The sequence below is a fragment of the Bacillus sp. GW823-FHT06A10 genome (assembly GCF_058795375.1).
On sequence record NZ_JBXAHT010000002.1, the window covers coordinates 373,379 to 389,598 of the forward strand.

The following is a 16,220-nucleotide window of genomic DNA, read 5'->3' on the forward strand; positions in this document are numbered from 1 at the left end:
AAAGTTTTAAAATTTTTTTATTTGTACATAACTAGTCATATTATTTGTATTTCTCGCCACGTAGTGACATAATATGTATTTACATACGATACATTTATCGTGTACATACGAAGGCAAGAGGTTAGCACTTTGTAAGGGGTGTGAAAATATGTTTAAATTTAATGATGAAAAAGGGCAATTAAAATGTTCTTTCTGTGGTAAAACACAAACGCAAGTTCGAAAGTTAGTGGCAGGTCCAGGTGTTTACATTTGTGACGAGTGTATCGAACTTTGTACTGAAATTGTACAAGAGGAGCTTGCGAAGGACGAAGAAGTAGAATTCAAAGATGTACCGAAACCGGTAGAAATTCGTGAAATCTTAGATGAGTATGTCATCGGGCAAGATAGCGCGAAAAAAGCACTAGCGGTAGCGGTATATAACCATTACAAACGCATTAATTCTAACAGCAAAATTGATGATGTAGAATTAGCGAAGAGTAATATCGCACTTATCGGGCCAACAGGTAGTGGTAAAACATTACTTGCACAAACGTTAGCGCGTATTCTAAATGTTCCATTTGCAATCGCGGACGCAACATCTTTAACAGAAGCTGGATATGTTGGGGAAGATGTAGAAAATATCTTACTAAAATTAATTCAAGCAGCTGATTATGATGTAGAGAAAGCGGAAAAAGGAATCATTTATATTGATGAGATTGATAAAGTGGCACGTAAGTCCGAAAATCCATCAATTACACGTGATGTATCTGGTGAAGGTGTGCAGCAGGCACTTCTGAAAATTTTAGAAGGTACTGTAGCAAGCGTTCCACCTCAAGGTGGTCGTAAGCATCCGCACCAAGAGTTTATTCAAATTGATACAACGAACATCTTATTCATTTGTGGTGGAGCGTTTGATGGCATTGAGCCGATTATTAAACGTCGCCTTGGTGAGAAAGTAATTGGATTTGGTTCTGAGAAGAAAAATGCTGATGTAAATGAGAAGCATGTTTTATCTCACGTATTACCAGAGGATCTTTTAAGATTTGGTTTAATTCCAGAGTTTATCGGTCGTCTTCCAGTTATTGCGAACCTAGAGCCACTTGATGAAGATGCTCTTGTTGATATTTTAACGAAACCGAAAAATGCACTTGTTAAGCAATTCCAAAAACTATTGGAGCTTGACGATGTTGAGTTAGAGTTTGAAGAAGGTGCACTAATCGAAATTGCGAAAAAAGCAATTGAACGTAAAACGGGTGCTCGTGGACTTCGTTCTATTATTGAAGGCTTAATGCTTGATGTAATGTTCGAACTTCCATCTCGTAAAGATATCGAGAAGTGTATTCTTACAAAAGAAACAGTAGCTGATAATGAACCGCCAAAATTGGTGTTACAAGACGGTACTGTACTTGATACAAAAACATCTGCATAATGCGAAAGGGAAACAGCAATTTTTATAATTGCTGTTTTTCTTTATGTTTAGCTACGTTCCTCCGCGGAAATACTAAGAGATAAAATATTGCGGGAGGAAATAAATAATGAGCTGGACAAATATATTTTTAGTTGTTCAACTTGTTTTTGGTGTAATTGTCGGATTATATTTCTGGCATTTACTTCGAAATCAACGAACACAAAAAGTTTCAATTGATCGAGAATCGAAAAAAGAATTAGAACAGCTTCGTAAAATGCGTGAGATTTCTTTAACAGAGCCGCTAGCAGAAAAGGTGCGTCCTACAACCTTTTTAGATATTGTAGGGCAAGAGGACGGGATTAAGTCCTTAAAAGCGGCTCTTTGTGGTCCGAATCCGCAACATGTAATCATATATGGCCCGCCAGGTGTTGGGAAAACAGCGGCAGCACGTCTTGTATTAGAAGAAGCGAAACGAAATCCTAAATCTCCATTTCGTACGAATGCAACATTTATTGAACTTGATGCGACGACAGCTCGGTTTGATGAACGTGGTATCGCAGACCCTTTAATTGGTTCGGTGCATGATCCGATTTATCAAGGTGCTGGGGCGATGGGGCAAGCAGGTATTCCGCAACCGAAAAAAGGTGCTGTAACAGATGCGCATGGTGGTATTTTGTTTATTGATGAGATTGGCGAACTCCATCCGATTCAAATGAACAAAATGTTAAAGGTGTTAGAAGATCGAAAAGTATTTTTAGAAAGTGCGTACTATAGTGAAGAAAATACGATGATCCCAACATATATACATGATATTTTCCAAAAAGGCTTACCGGCAGATTTTCGCTTAGTTGGAGCAACGACACGTTCGCCAGAGGAAATTCCTCCTGCTATTCGGTCACGTTGCTTAGAAGTATTTTTCCGTGAATTAGATACGGAAGAGATTCAAAAAGTAGCGAAAAACGCCGCAGAAAAAGTGGAAATGCAAATAGGTGAAAATGGTATTGAAATGATTGGGATGTATGCAAGAAATGGACGAGAGGCGATTAATCTCGTACAAATTTCTGCTGGTATGGCGATAAATGAAGAACGTTCTTTCATTAAAGATGAAGATATAGAGTGGGTTGTTCACTCAAGTCAGCTTACGCCGAAATACGAAAAGCACATTTATCCGATTCCAAGGATTGGTCTTGTAAATGGTCTTGCTGTATACGGACCAAATACAGGTGCGTTATTAGAAATTGAAGTAACAGCAATTCCGGCGAAAGATAAAGGATCGGTAAATGTTACCGGAATTGTAGAAGAAGAAAGTATTGGTAGTCAAACGAAATCGATTCGCCGTAAAAGTATGGCAAAAGGCTCTGTTGATAATGTATTAACAGTACTTCGTTCTTTAGATGTGTTGCCAGAAGGATACGATATACATATTAATTTTCCAGGTGGTATCCCAATTGATGGACCTTCTGCAGGAATCGCTATGGCAACAGGTGTATATTCTGCGGTGCATCGCACATATGTAAATAATGAAGTAGCGATGACAGGTGAAATAAGTATACACGGAGAAGTAAAGCCTATTGGTGGCGTGTACGCAAAAATAAAAGCTGCGAAAAAAGCGGGAGCTAAGAAAGTCATTATTCCTGCTGAAAATATGCAACCATTTTTGTATACGATAAAGGGAATCGAAATTATTCCTGTCCGTAAATTAAAAGAAGTATTTGAGTTAACGTTTATGCAAGAAAATATGCATAGAGAGCTAGATGTACATACTAACGTAGACGAAACAGATGCACAATCTATGTAAAAATAAACAATAATAAAATTTGCCAGACTTCGTTTAAGTTTGTATGCTTAATCGGAGTCTTTTTTCTTTTCGTGAGGTAGAAAAACAAGCTATTTACAATTGCGAGGAATCTCAGCAATTGCATCTAGGTGTATTGTAATATAAAATAGTTGAACAGGAGTTTAATTTATTATGGAGGTGCTATGTCTAGTATGAATACGAACGAAAGAATCGTGCCCCTCCTACCATTAAGAGGCGTTCTCGTATATCCAACGATGGTTTTGCATCTTGATGTAGGACGTGATAAATCGATACAAGCACTAGAGCAGGCGGCAATGGATGAAAATATCATCTTTTTAGCAATGCAAAAAGAAATGAATATCGATGATCCGAAAGAAGATGACATATATAGTGTAGGTACAGTGGCGAAAGTAAAGCAAATGCTAAAATTGCCGAACGGTACGCTTCGTGTCCTTGTGGAAGGTTTACATAGAGCAGAAGTAATAGAGTTTATCGAAGAAGAAAATGTAGTACAAGTGTCTATTAAAACGGTAACTGAAGAAGTAGAAGATGATTTAGAAGAGAAAGCTCTTATGCGTACGTTACTGGAGCATTTCGAACAATATATTAAAGTTTCGAAAAAAGTTTCAAATGAAACATTTGCAACGGTAGCTGATGTAGAGGAACCAGGGAGATTAGCTGATTTAATTGCTTCTCACTTGCCGATTAAAACGAAGCAGAAACAAGAGATTCTAGAGATTGTATCTGTAAAAGAACGATTACATACACTTATTTCAATTATTCAAGATGAACAAGAGTTACTTAGCCTAGAAAAGAAAATTGGGCAACAAGTGAAACGTTCAATGGAGCGCACGCAAAAAGAATATTTCTTACGTGAGCAAATGAAGGCGATTCAAACTGAACTTGGCGACAAAGAAGGTAAGGGCGGAGAAGTAGAAGAACTTCGTGAAAAAATTGAACAGTCAGGAATGCCTGAAGAAACAATGAAGGCTGCGCTGAAAGAATTAGATCGTTATGAAAAGTTACCAGCAAGTTCTGCGGAGAGTGGTGTTATTCGCAATTATATTGATTGGTTATTAGCGCTTCCGTGGACAGAGGCAACAGAAGATATAATTGATCTTGCTCATTCGGAAGAGATTTTAAATAACGATCATTACGGTCTTGAAAAAGTGAAAGAGCGTGTACTTGAATATTTAGCTGTACAGAAGTTAACGAATTCATTAAAAGGACCTATCCTTTGTTTAGTAGGCCCTCCTGGGGTCGGAAAAACGTCGTTAGCGCGTTCAATTGCAACATCATTGAATCGTAACTTTGTCCGTGTATCTCTTGGTGGTGTGCGTGATGAATCTGAAATTCGTGGTCACCGCCGTACATATGTTGGAGCAATGCCAGGACGCATTATTCAAGGTATGAAAAAGGCGAAAACAGTTAATCCAGTCTTCTTATTAGATGAGATTGATAAAATGTCTAACGATTTCCGTGGAGATCCATCAGCAGCATTACTTGAAGTATTAGATCCAGAACAAAACCATAACTTCAGTGATCATTACATTGAAGAACCATATGATCTATCGAAAGTTATGTTTGTAGCAACTGCTAATACACTTTCAAGTATTCCAGGTCCATTACTTGACCGTATGGAAATCATTTCGATTGCTGGCTATACAGAACTTGAAAAAGTACACATTGCTCGTGAGCATTTATTGCCAAAACAATTAAAAGAGCATGGCTTACGAAAAGGTAATTTACAAGTACGTGATGAAGCGCTTCTTGAAATTATTCGTTATTATACACGTGAGGCTGGTGTTCGTACGCTAGAACGCCAAATTGCAAAAGTTTGCCGTAAAGTAGCGAAAATTATCGTTACAGCAGAACGTAAACGTATCGTTGTGACAGAGAAAAAGATTGTTGATTTACTTGGTAAACACATATTCCGTTATGGGCAAGCTGAAAAAACAGACCAAGTTGGTATGGCAACAGGTCTAGCTTACACAGCAGCAGGCGGCGATACACTTGCAATTGAAGTTTCTGTAGCGCCAGGAAAAGGGAAACTAATTTTAACAGGGAAACTTGGGGATGTTATGAAAGAATCAGCACAAGCTGCGTTTAGTTATATACGTTCTCGTGCAGAAGAGCTTCAGATTGATCCGAATTTCCATGAGAAAAATGATATTCATATTCATGTTCCAGAAGGAGCAGTTCCGAAAGATGGACCGTCAGCAGGTATTACGATGGCAACGGCACTTATTTCTGCACTAACAGGTATTCCTGTAAGTAAAGAAGTAGGTATGACAGGTGAAATTACACTTCGTGGTCGTGTATTACCAATTGGTGGCTTAAAAGAAAAAACATTAAGTGCTCACCGCGCAGGCTTAACAAAAATTATTTTGCCAGCAGAAAACGAGAAAGATTTAGATGATATTCCAGAGAGCGTAAAAGAAAACCTTACGTTTGTGCTTGCATCTCATTTAGATGAAGTATTGGAGCACGCATTAGTAGGAGTGAAACAATGAAAGTAACAAAAGCAGATATTGTAATTAGTGCTGTTAAACCAGAACAATATCCAGACAGTGATTTACCAGAAATTGCATTAGCAGGTCGTTCAAATGTCGGGAAGTCTTCCTTTATTAATAAAATTTTAAATCGTAAAAAGTTAGTGCGTATTTCTTCTAAACCAGGAAAAACGCAAACGCTGAATTTTTTCTTGATCAATGAGATGATGCATTTTGTTGACGTTCCAGGTTATGGATATGCGAAAGTGTCTAAATCAGAGCGCGCGGCATGGGGGAAAATGATTGAAACGTACTTTACAACGCGTAAGCAATTAGACGCAGCTGTATTAGTAGTTGATTTACGTCACCAACCGACAAGTGATGACGTGATGATGTATGATTTCTTAAAGCATTATGAAATCCCAACAATTATTATTGCGACGAAAGCTGATAAAATCCCGAAAGGGAAATGGCAAAAGCATTTAAAAGTTGTAAAAGAAACGCTTGCTGTTGAAATTGGCGATGAAATCGTTCTATTCTCTTCTGAAACAGGACTTGGAAAAGAAGAAGCGTGGAAGGCAATTCATAAAATGACAAAAACAAAAAACGCGTGACGAATGTCGCGCGTTTTTTTCTTTATATAAGCTGTTAACGTACGTTTAATGTAACTTCAATATTACCTCGTGTTGCTTTAGAGTAAGGACATACACCGTGAGCCGCTTCTACAAGTTCTTGTGCTTCGCTATGTGAAACGCCAGCGACATGTACATCAAGCACGGCAGATAGGCCAAAACCACCATCTGTATCTTTTCCGATAGAAACGTGAGCGGTTACTTCTGTACTTTCTACTTTCATACGTTTTGTACGAATGACAAGTTGTAATGCACTATCGAAACAAGCTGCATAACCAGCTGCAAATAGTTGTTCTGGATTTGTTGCTTCTCCACCTGCACCACCTAGTGCTTGTGGCATTTTCACATCAAGATTTAATATGCCATCATCTGAAACTACTTTCCCATTTCTTCCACCTGTTGCTGTTACTGAAGCAGTATATAATTTATCCACATTTATTCCCCTTTTCCATCATTAATTGTTTTCATTGTTTCAATTAGTTTATTTAGTTGAATTAATAAAGAGCGATATTCTTGCTCTGTAATTCCTAAGTTTGTAGCCATCGTTGTCGGTAATGAACAAGCCTTTTCCTTTAAATCTTTGCCTTGTTCTGTTAATTCAATACAAACTTTTCGCTCGTCTTCTTTGGAACGAACACGTTTTACAAGTGTTAATGATTCCATTCGTTTTAACATAGGTGTTAACGTACCGGAATCTAAAAATAGACGTTCTCCAATTTCTTTTACTGTTAGTCCATCTTGCTCCCATAGTACGAGTAAAGTAATGTACTGGGGATACGTAATACCCATCTCTTCTAAATAAGGTCGATAAAAACGAGTAACCTCTCTAGAGCAGGCATAAATAGAAAAACAAAGTTGGTTATCTAGATGCAAAGAGTCCTCTGTCATACATAACTCCCTTCTTGTTAAGTTGTGCACAATTTAATTTTGTAAAATCAATATAACGAAAAATAAATAAAATGTCAAATACATTGTATTGAGAAAGTGTCTGCTACATTTTGGAACAATCATACATATTTTCCTTCATGATGAAAGAAGATAGGAAAGATGATGTTATAATTTATATGGAATAGTTTCCATCACTTGATTATGAGGACTTTTTTTGGTAACGTACAAATAGAGTTATTAATTTATAATCATTATAAAGTAGAAGTTTTTTTATTAGTTTGCTGAATCTCCTTTATTACATACGGAGAATAATTAAAAAATAATCGGTTGTTCACACGATTGTCAGATTCATAAGAGGAAAGTTGTATTATGATAGTAGATAAAGTGATAAAACGGGTGAAGGGGGACATGCTGCGTGCATATTCTTGTTGTTAGTGTAAATTATCGAACAGCCCCTGTAGAATTTCGTGAGAAACTCACATTTCAGGCAGCAGAGCTAGAGCGAGCGATGACTACATTACAAAATCAAAAGAGCGTGTTAGAGAATGTCATTGTATCAACTTGTAATCGCACTGAGATTTATGCTGTTGTAGATCAATTACACACGGGACGGTATTATATTAAGAAATTTTTAGCTGATTGGTTTCAGCTTGAAATAGAAGAAGTCGCACCATATTTAACTATTTTTGAACAAGATGGTGCAATAGACCATTTATTCCGCGTAACGTGCGGTTTAGATTCTATGGTAGTGGGAGAAACACAGATTTTAGGCCAAATAAAAGATAGCTTTTTAGAAGCACAACAAGTTAAAGCAACAGGCACAATTTTTAATGAATTGTTTAAGCAAGTCATTACATTAGCAAAACGTGCCCACTCAGAAACAACAATTGGTGAAAGTGCGATGTCTGTTAGTTATGCTGCTGTTGAGCTTGGAAAGAAAATATTTGGCGAGTTAACAGATTGTCATGTGCTTATTCTTGGTGCTGGTAAAATGGGCGAACTTGCATTGCAAAACTTATATGGAAGTGGTGCTCGTAAAGTAACAGTTATGAATAGGACGCTTTCGAAAGCAGAAGTAATGGCTGAGAAATATATGGGACATGCAAAATCGTTAAGCGAATTACAATGTGCATTATTAGAAGCAGATATTTTAATTAGTTCAACTGGTGCATCAGAGTATGTCATTACGAAAGAGATGATGACAAAGGTAGAGAAAATGCGCTCTGGTCGTCCTTTATTTATGGTTGATATTGCAGTACCACGTGATATTGATCCAGCGATTGATGAGTTAGAAGGTTCTTTCTTGTATGACATTGATGATCTGCAAGGAGTAGTGGAGGCAAACCGTGCTGAGCGTTTGAAAGAAGCAGAGAAAATTCAATTTATGATTGAAGAGGAAATTGTTCTATTTAAAACGTGGTTAAGTACACTTGGTGTTGTTCCGTTAATAGCAGCTCTTCGTGATAAGGCACTTGCAATCCAAAGTGAAACGATGGTAAGCCTAGAGCGAAAAATACCAAACCTTAGTGATCGTGAGAAAAAAGTTATTAGTAAGCATACGAAAAGTATTATTAATCAATTATTAAAAGACCCAATTTTAGTAGCAAAAGAAATAGCTGCTGAAGAGGGAGCGAGCGAAAAACTAGCGTTATTTGCAAAGATTTTTGATTTAGAAACAGAAGAAGTAGAGAGTCGTGCGGAAGAAGTAGAACATAAAAGAGTGTGGACACCATCCGTTCCATCTTTATAATTTGGAAGGATGATCGGATGAGTTTTTTAAATAACAGTATTATTTATCATATTGCAATTATTTTATATGCTTGTAGCATTAGTTTATATTTTATAGATTATTTCCAAAGTAACCGAAAGGCGAACCGATTTGCTTTTTGGTTACTTTCGATTGTATGGGTATTGCAGTCTATTTTTATGTTGCTTAGGGCGACAGATTCAGAAACGAATCCCATTTTAACTTTATTATCAGGGATTTATTTTTATGTTTGGTTATTGATTACGATGTCGTTAGTCATAAATCGATTTATGCGCGTTGACTTTTTAGTCTTCTTTACAAATGTTGTTGCATTTGGCGTAAGCGCTTTTTCTATTTTTACACCGCTCGGAAAGATGTCGCCAGTACTTGCAGAGCAATTAGTTTCAGAACTTGTATACGTGCATGTTGGAATGGCGATTATTTCTTATGCAACGTTTACGGTATCGTTTATTTTTTCTATTATGTATTTACTGCAATATCGCCTATTAAAAAAGAAAAAGTGGAATGCGAGATTAAGAAGGTTAGGGAATTTACCGAAGCTTGAATCTACGTCTTACGGATTAAATTTATTTTCTGTTCCATTTTTCTTACTAGCAATTTTATTGGGGTGTATATGGGGATATACAAAATTGGACAATTTCCATTGGTATGATACGAAAGTAATCGGATCTTTTGTCGTTTTATTTGTGTATTGCACAGGTTTATATTTACGAGCGGCAGATGTGTTGCAAGGTAAGAAAATTGTACAGTGGAATATCGGATCGTTTCTCGTAATGCTAGTAAACATTTTTCTATTAAGCAGTTTATCCAATTTCCACTTTTGGTATTTATAATGAGGAGAGAGAATTATGCGCAAAATTATTGTAGGGTCACGAAAGAGTAAACTAGCATTAACGCAAACAAACTGGTTTATTGATCAGTTAAAAGCGCTAGGTCTACCATATGAATTTGAAGTGAAAGAAATTGTCACAAAAGGTGATGTTATTTTAGATGTTACTCTTTCAAAAGTAGGCGGAAAAGGCTTGTTCGTTAAAGAAATTGAGCATGCGTTACTTACGAAAGAAATCGATATGGCTGTACATAGTATGAAAGATATGCCGGCCGTACTTCCAGAAGGTTTAATGATTGGCTGTACACCAAAGCGTGTTGACCCTCGGGATGCCTTTATCTCAAAAAATGGAGCATCGTTTAAAGAGTTAGCGGAAGGTGCTATTTTAGGTACGAGTAGTTTAAGACGTAGTGCACAGCTACTCGCTGCGAGACCAGATTTACAAGTGAAGTGGATTCGTGGAAATATCGATACACGTTTACGTAAATTAAAAGAAGAAGATTACGATGCGATTATTTTAGCGACAGCTGGATTACAAAGAATGGGCTGGGATGATGAAGTTATTACAGAACATTTAGATGAGACGTTATGTGTACCTGCTGTAGGACAAGGTGCATTAGCGATTGAATGTCGTGAGGATGATAAGGATTTATTGCAATTGTTATCGCATATTAATGATGCGATAACAGAAAGAACAGTGGCAGCGGAGCGAGTATTTCTTCATAAACTTGAAGGTGGATGCCAAGTTCCAATCGCTGGATATGCAACCCTTACAGAAAACGATGCAATCGAATTAACAGCTCTTGTCGGCTCTATGGATGGCTCTGTTTTATTAAAAGAGACAGTAGTGGGTACTAATCCTGAAGAAGTAGGATTAGAGGCCGCGGACCGTTTAATTAAACAAGGCGCCAAAGAACTCATTCTTGCTGCAAATAAGGAGCAACAATAAATATGAACGCTCTCGCTGGAAAAACGGTATTGATTACACGTGCCCAGCATCAAGCGAAACAAATGAGTGTAGCAGTGAAAGAAAAGAGCGGAATTCCATTGGAAATTCCGCTTTTGCGTATGGAAGGTATGTCTTATAGGCAAATTCAACATATTGAAGAGCAGCTACATTCATACGACTGGGTTATTTTTACGAGCAGAAATGGTGTAGCTTTTTTTCTAGATAGTTTAAAAAAGAAACTACCACTAACCATTAAAATCGCTGCGGTAGGTGTGAAAACAAAATTAGAGTTAGAAAAAAGGGGCTATCAAGTTCATTTTGTTCCGACTTCATTTGTTGCAGAAGCATTTGCCGAAGAGTTTCTAAAAGAATTAAATGGAAACGAACGTATTTTATTTCCAAAAGGCAATTTAGCAAGAGATGTAATACCAGTTAAACTGCGTGAAATTGGTGTTTCTCTAGATGAGTTGATCGTATACGGTACGAAAGTGAATGTAGAAAAAAAGCAAGAGCTTATAGCAGCGTTGAAGTTAGGAGAAGTAGACATTATTACATTTACGAGTCCTTCAACTGTTACTAGTTTTGTTCGTTTACTTGAGGGTGCAAACTGGAGAGAATGGACAAAAAAATGTACAATTGCTTGTATAGGACCTATTACGGAAAAAGAGGCAAGTCGTTATTTTCCGTCTGTTATTGTGCCGAAAGAGTACACTGTAGAAGCATTACTACAATGTGTTTGTGAATCTATAAAATGAAAGAATGGGGATAGAAATCTATGAACTCTTTACAATTTAATCGTCATCGTCGTTTAAGACAAAGCGGGGGCATGCGTGCGCTTGTGCGTGAAACGTTTTTACATACGGAAGATTTTATTTACCCTATTTTTGTATTAGAAGGTGAAAATGTTCGTAATGAAGTTCCTTCTATGCCAGGCGTATATCAAATTTCTTTAGATTTATTGCAAGCTGAAATGCAAGAAGTTGTTGATTTAGGTATTCGTTCTGTTATTGTATTTGGTTTACCTGCTGAAAAGGATGAAGTTGGATCATCAGCATATTGTGATCATGGAATTGTACAACGTGCTATTCAGCAAATTAAAGGTGATTTCCCTGAGCTAGTAGTAGTCGCAGACACATGTTTATGTCAATTTACAAGCCATGGTCATTGCGGTGTAATTGAAGATGGTATTATTTTAAATGACGAGTCTCTTGCAGTTCTTGCGAAAACAGCTGTAAGTCAAGCGAAAGCAGGAGCGGACATTATTGCGCCATCAAACATGATGGACGGCTTCGTAACAGCAATTCGCCATGCATTAGACGAAAATGGTTTTGGACACGTGCCAGTTATGTCGTACGCTGTGAAATATTCATCAGCATTTTATGGACCATTCCGTGATGCTGCGCACGGTGCACCGCAATTTGGTGACCGTAAAACATATCAAATGGATCCAGCAAACCGTATGGAAGCATTCCGTGAAGCAGAATCAGATGTAATGGAAGGTGCAGATTTCTTAATCGTAAAACCAGCTCTTTCTTACTTAGATATCGTTCGTGATGTGAAAAATAACTTTAATTTACCAGTTGTCGCTTATAATGTAAGTGGTGAATATTCGATGATTAAAGCGGCAGCGCAAAATGGCTGGATTAATGAAAAAGAAGTTGTTCTTGAAAAATTAATTAGTATGAAACGTGCAGGAGCAGACTTAATTATTACGTATCATGCAAAAGATGCAGCAAAATGGTTACAAGAAGGAGGCGCTAAATAATGAAAAAGTTTGATAAATCGATTGCGGCGTTTGAAGAGGCACAAGACTTAATGCCTGGTGGCGTAAATAGCCCGGTTCGTGCTTTTAAATCTGTTGGGATGAATCCGTTGTTTATGGAGCGTGGAAAAGGCTCTAAAGTATATGATATTGATGGGAATGAATACATCGACTACGTATTATCATGGGGGCCTTTAATTCATGGTCATGCAAATGATCGTGTTGTAGAAGCGTTAAAATCTGTTGCTGAAAGAGGTACAAGCTTCGGTGCACCAACAGAAATTGAAAATAAATTAGCAAAACTTGTTATTGAGCGCGTGCCATCAATTGAGATTGTGCGTATGGTTAACTCTGGAACGGAAGCAACAATGAGTGCACTACGTTTAGCTCGTGGTTATACAGGTCGTAATAAAATCTTGAAATTTATTGGTTGTTACCACGGTCATGGTGATTCGCTATTAATTAAAGCTGGTTCTGGTGTGGCGACTTTAGGTTTACCAGATAGTCCTGGTGTACCAGAAGGTGTAGCGAAAAATACGATTACAGTAGCTTATAACGATTTAGAAAGCGTAAAATACGCGTTTGAACAATTCGGTGATGATATTGCTTGTGTAATTGTAGAACCAGTAGCAGGAAATATGGGGGTTGTTCCTCCGCAGCCTGGATTTTTAGAAGGTCTTCGTGAAGTAACAGAACAAAACGGTGCATTGCTTATTTTTGATGAAGTAATGACAGGGTTCCGAGTAGCTTATAATTGTGGCCAAGGTTATTATGGCGTAACACCTGATTTAACATGCTTAGGTAAAGTAATCGGTGGTGGTTTACCAGTAGGAGCATACGGTGGTAAAGCAGAAATTATGCGCCAAGTTGCACCAAGCGGACCGATTTACCAAGCTGGTACTTTATCAGGTAATCCACTTGCAATGGCAGCAGGTTATGAAACGTTAGTACAGTTAACGCCAGAATCATATGTAGAATTTGAGCGTAAAGCTGAAATGTTGGAAGCTGGATTACGTAAAGCAGCTGAAAAACATGGCATTCCACATCATATTAACCGTGCAGGTTCTATGATTGGTATTTTCTTTACAGATGAGCCCGTTATTAATTACGATGCAGCAAAATCTTCAAACTTAGAATTCTTTGCGGCTTACTATCGTGAAATGGTAGAACAAGGTGTATTCTTACCGCCATCTCAATTCGAAGGTTTATTCTTATCGACAGCACATAGTGACGCAGATATTGAGGCGACGATTGCAGCAGCTGAAATTGCAATGTCAAAATTAAAATAATGTATTAGAGAAAAATCGCTCTCCATAAGGGGGGCGATTTTTTTTATTCATAAAGTAAGCTTTCTCTACATAAATCTGTAATGACATATAGTTTGGGAGGGGGAAAAGAAGTGGCTGCAGATCATTCGTTACGATTTTCATTAAAAGAATCTGTTTGGTTCCAAAAGGGACAGGAAGTCGATGAACTTTTGTCAATTTCGTTAGATCCAGACGTTGAGATAGAAGAGCTTGATCATGAAGTAATCGTGAGAGGGCAATTAGATTTAACGGGAGAGTATGTTGCACGAAAAGATGATTCGGCGTATTCATTAAGAGAACTATCGCCAGCAAAGTCAATTGATTATGTAGAAACAAGGGAGGATGGGGTTAATGAACTTGTTCATTCCTTTCCGCTTGAAATATCAATTCCGAGAAATCGAGTGAAAGTAATTGAAGAGCTATATGTATCAATTGAGGAATTTGATTATGAATTAAAGGAAAATGGTTGCTTACAATTATTAGCGGATATATCTATTACCGGTTTGTGTGATGAAGAGAGAAACGAGGATGAAGCTGAAGAGGAAGAAACGGTGTATGCTGAGTTAGAAGAAGATTCAGCACAAGAGGATGAAAATAGACCGGCGCCGCATGTAGAAGAACCAGCATATAAGGAATCAGATGAGTGGGAAGATTACGCATTTGAACCGTTCCAATTAGAGGAAAGAAAAGAGCAGGAATTAGAAGAAGAGAAGATAGAGGAACATGAATTTGTGGAGCGTGAAGAGGAGCAAGAAACAACGCCGCAATTTGAATTGTTTGGGCGAAAAGATTTCAAGAAAGAAAAAGCGAAAAAGCAGGAAGAACAAGAAGAAGAGTACTCACAGCGAGATGAAAATGCGCTTTATTTAACAAAACTATTTACGAAAGAACCGGAAGAAGAATTTACAAAGTTAAGAATGTATTTCGTGCAAGAAGGGGATACAATTGAATCTATTGCAGAACGTTATGAAACGTCTGTGCAAAATGTGTGCCGTGTCAATCAAACAGAAGATATATTTTTAAATACGGGGCAAATTATTTATATTCCCGTTTCAAGGGTAAAGGCGAAATAAGGAAGTGAGTGTTTTCACTCGCTTCTTTTCTTAGAGGCTATGTTTTGAATAGAAAGGGTTATTCGTATGGATATTGAATTACGAAATCACTATGAACCTATCGTGAGGCAATATAGATTGGATACGCAGCATATGGAAGAGCACGGAAGCGTAATGAAAATTTATACGAATCAAGGTCCATATGCACTCAAGAAAATAGAAGGCAGAAAGTTAGAGCGGAATAATTTTCTGCATCATATTCAATATTTGAAGGAGAAAGGTTTTTCAAATTATGTACCTATATACCACGCGACGGATGGAAATTATATTTTAAGTGACGGGACGTATAATTATTATTTAATGCCTTGGTTAGAACGTGCAGAAGGAAACGGCGAGGATAATGATCAATACCATAAAATGTTTCAGACACTTGGAACGTTGCATCAAAAAACTGTGAAGGAAGAAACATATACGGAAGAAGATTTAGAAAAACATTATACAACTATATCCGATCGCTGGGAAAATGATGGTGAGATGTTAGAAGAGTTTCTCGTAGAATCTGAATCAAAATGGTATATGTCCCCGTTTGAATTACAATATTGTACGTACTATCATCATGTAATGAGAGCGCGTGAATTTGCAACGAAGCAATTAAATGAGTGGAACGATGCGATGAAAGAAAAAGAGAAAACACGTATTACTTTTGTGCATGGTAACGTGTCACTTAATCATTTTTTATTTGACTATGAGCGAAATGGCTATTTTATTAGTTTGGAAAAATCGAAGTTTGCAACGCCTGTGCAAGATATAGTAGGTTTTTATTCACGGTCTTTAAACACATATCCAATCGCAAGAAGTGATCGGTTTGAATGGTTTCAAATGTATCAAAAAAATTTCCCTTTTACGAAAGAAGAGCAACTACTTATGTTTGCGTATATGACGTATCCATCGCAATTTATTCGGCAAATCCAGTCTTATAAGAAAAGAAGAGATAATCGCAACGAGGAAAATGAACTGCGCGGAGTAAAGAGTTTGCAACAATCGCATTGGCTCGTTAGCAATATAGAATATTTCCTGTCACAATTACAAGCTGCCCAGCAAGGGAACGGGTAAAGTAAAACTTTAATCAGCGGGTGGCGCCAACCTAACTTCTTTGCTTCAGCTGAATTTTGAGGTGGGGTCTTATTGCCCGCAAATAGCGGGATAAAGAAGATAAGTAGAGAATGCTACTTATCTTCTTTATATTCACCCGAAAAGTCATAGTTTTAAATTTATCTTGACGAATAAGGTTTCGTTTTTTACACTATTGTATATAATAATTAACAATCATATAAATGCCTTGAAGGGGAAGAGTAT

14 protein-coding genes and 1 other annotated feature (1 of these 15 cut by a window edge) are annotated in these 16,220 nt (G+C 37.4%); of the genes, 12 read left to right on the top strand and 2 right to left on the bottom strand.

Features of this window, described 5'->3' with window-relative positions; all coding sequences use genetic code 11:
* The first annotated feature begins 148 nt into the window (after window positions 1-148).
* From clpX to ysxC, 4 genes are all read left to right on the top strand, one after another.
* A complete protein-coding gene (clpX, locus tag AC1Q8M_RS16735; protein WP_000472289.1) occupies window positions 149-1,408 on the top strand; it encodes an ATP-dependent protease ATP-binding subunit ClpX in 1,260 nt (419 codons plus the stop codon).
* Between the two features lie 106 nt (window positions 1,409-1,514).
* Window positions 1,515-3,185, top strand: a complete 1,671-nt coding sequence (lonB, locus tag AC1Q8M_RS16740; protein WP_000119173.1) for an ATP-dependent protease LonB — start codon at window positions 1,515-1,517, stop codon at window positions 3,183-3,185.
* A 182-nt stretch (window positions 3,186-3,367) separates the two neighbouring features.
* Window positions 3,368-5,698 carry an endopeptidase La gene (gene lon, locus AC1Q8M_RS16745; RefSeq protein WP_000097288.1) on the top strand — a complete coding sequence of 777 codons (2,331 nt, stop codon included), beginning with the start codon at window positions 3,368-3,370 and terminating at the stop codon, window positions 5,696-5,698.
* Complete coding sequence (gene ysxC / locus AC1Q8M_RS16750; RefSeq protein WP_000869118.1) at window positions 5,695-6,291, top strand: ribosome biogenesis GTP-binding protein YsxC; 597 nt, start codon at window positions 5,695-5,697, stop codon at window positions 6,289-6,291. Before lon ends, ysxC begins: the two co-directional genes overlap by 4 nt.
* A 34-nt stretch (window positions 6,292-6,325) precedes the next feature.
* On the opposite strand, the gene AC1Q8M_RS16755 is transcribed toward ysxC, so the two are convergent.
* The gene (locus tag AC1Q8M_RS16755; RefSeq protein ID WP_098361469.1) at window positions 6,326-6,742 is read right to left on the bottom strand and encodes an organic hydroperoxide resistance protein; all 417 of its coding nucleotides are present in this window, start codon (window positions 6,740-6,742) and stop codon (window positions 6,326-6,328) included.
* A 2-nt stretch (window positions 6,743-6,744) separates the two neighbouring features.
* A complete protein-coding gene (locus AC1Q8M_RS16760) occupies window positions 6,745-7,197 on the bottom strand; it encodes a MarR family winged helix-turn-helix transcriptional regulator (RefSeq protein WP_000133921.1) in 453 nt (150 codons plus the stop codon).
* Window positions 7,198-7,612: 415 nt separating this feature from the next.
* Between AC1Q8M_RS16760 and hemA the strand changes: the two genes are divergently transcribed.
* From hemA to ysxE, 8 genes are all read left to right on the top strand, one after another.
* Window positions 7,613-8,947 carry a glutamyl-tRNA reductase gene (gene hemA / locus AC1Q8M_RS16765; protein ID WP_000547865.1) on the top strand — a complete coding sequence of 445 codons (1,335 nt, stop codon included), beginning with the start codon at window positions 7,613-7,615 and terminating at the stop codon, window positions 8,945-8,947.
* A 17-nt stretch (window positions 8,948-8,964) separates the two neighbouring features.
* Window positions 8,965-9,798: a cytochrome c biogenesis protein gene (locus AC1Q8M_RS16770; RefSeq protein WP_000009005.1), complete on the top strand. Its 834-nt coding sequence runs from the start codon at window positions 8,965-8,967 to the stop codon at window positions 9,796-9,798.
* A 15-nt stretch (window positions 9,799-9,813) separates the two neighbouring features.
* A complete protein-coding gene (hemC, locus tag AC1Q8M_RS16775) occupies window positions 9,814-10,743 on the top strand; it encodes a hydroxymethylbilane synthase (RefSeq protein ID WP_001226406.1) in 930 nt (309 codons plus the stop codon).
* Between the two features lie 2 nt (window positions 10,744-10,745).
* Window positions 10,746-11,498 (top strand): uroporphyrinogen-III synthase, encoded by a 753-nt coding sequence (gene hemD / locus AC1Q8M_RS16780; protein WP_061660448.1) that lies wholly within the window; start codon window positions 10,746-10,748, stop codon window positions 11,496-11,498.
* A 20-nt stretch (window positions 11,499-11,518) separates the two neighbouring features.
* Window positions 11,519-12,508, top strand: a complete 990-nt coding sequence (gene hemB, locus AC1Q8M_RS16785) for a porphobilinogen synthase (RefSeq protein ID WP_001087056.1) — start codon at window positions 11,519-11,521, stop codon at window positions 12,506-12,508.
* On the top strand, window positions 12,508-13,794 hold the full coding sequence (hemL, locus tag AC1Q8M_RS16790) for a glutamate-1-semialdehyde 2,1-aminomutase (RefSeq protein WP_000712942.1): 1,287 nt from the start codon (window positions 12,508-12,510) through the stop codon (window positions 13,792-13,794). The genes hemB and hemL overlap by 1 nt, the downstream gene beginning before the upstream one ends.
* An 80-nt stretch (window positions 13,795-13,874) precedes the next feature.
* Window positions 13,875-14,885, top strand: a complete 1,011-nt coding sequence (gene spoVID, locus AC1Q8M_RS16795) for a stage VI sporulation protein D (RefSeq protein ID WP_003271973.1) — start codon at window positions 13,875-13,877, stop codon at window positions 14,883-14,885.
* 66 nt (window positions 14,886-14,951) lie between these two features.
* Window positions 14,952-15,977 (top strand): spore coat protein YsxE, encoded by a 1,026-nt coding sequence (ysxE, locus tag AC1Q8M_RS16800; RefSeq protein ID WP_000350660.1) that lies wholly within the window; start codon window positions 14,952-14,954, stop codon window positions 15,975-15,977.
* Between the two features lie 217 nt (window positions 15,978-16,194).
* Window positions 16,195-16,220, top strand: a binding site (T-box leader); it runs 206 nt beyond the window's last position.

Coding starts and splice junctions, on each gene's coding strand:
- clpX (WP_000472289.1), top strand. CDS start 149: ATGTTTAAATTTAATGATGAAAAAGGGCAATTAAAATGTTCTTTCTGT.
- lonB (WP_000119173.1), top strand. CDS start 1,515: ATGAGCTGGACAAATATATTTTTAGTTGTTCAACTTGTTTTTGGTGTA.
- lon (WP_000097288.1), top strand. CDS start 3,368: ATGTCTAGTATGAATACGAACGAAAGAATCGTGCCCCTCCTACCATTA.
- ysxC (WP_000869118.1), top strand. CDS start 5,695: ATGAAAGTAACAAAAGCAGATATTGTAATTAGTGCTGTTAAACCAGAA.
- AC1Q8M_RS16760 (WP_000133921.1), bottom strand. CDS start 7,197: ATGACAGAGGACTCTTTGCATCTAGATAACCAACTTTGTTTTTCTATT.
- AC1Q8M_RS16770 (WP_000009005.1), top strand. CDS start 8,965: ATGAGTTTTTTAAATAACAGTATTATTTATCATATTGCAATTATTTTA.
- hemC (WP_001226406.1), top strand. CDS start 9,814: ATGCGCAAAATTATTGTAGGGTCACGAAAGAGTAAACTAGCATTAACG.
- hemD (WP_061660448.1), top strand. CDS start 10,746: ATGAACGCTCTCGCTGGAAAAACGGTATTGATTACACGTGCCCAGCAT.
- hemB (WP_001087056.1), top strand. CDS start 11,519: ATGAACTCTTTACAATTTAATCGTCATCGTCGTTTAAGACAAAGCGGG.
- hemL (WP_000712942.1), top strand. CDS start 12,508: ATGAAAAAGTTTGATAAATCGATTGCGGCGTTTGAAGAGGCACAAGAC.
- spoVID (WP_003271973.1), top strand. CDS start 13,875: ATGACATATAGTTTGGGAGGGGGAAAAGAAGTGGCTGCAGATCATTCG.
- ysxE (WP_000350660.1), top strand. CDS start 14,952: ATGGATATTGAATTACGAAATCACTATGAACCTATCGTGAGGCAATAT.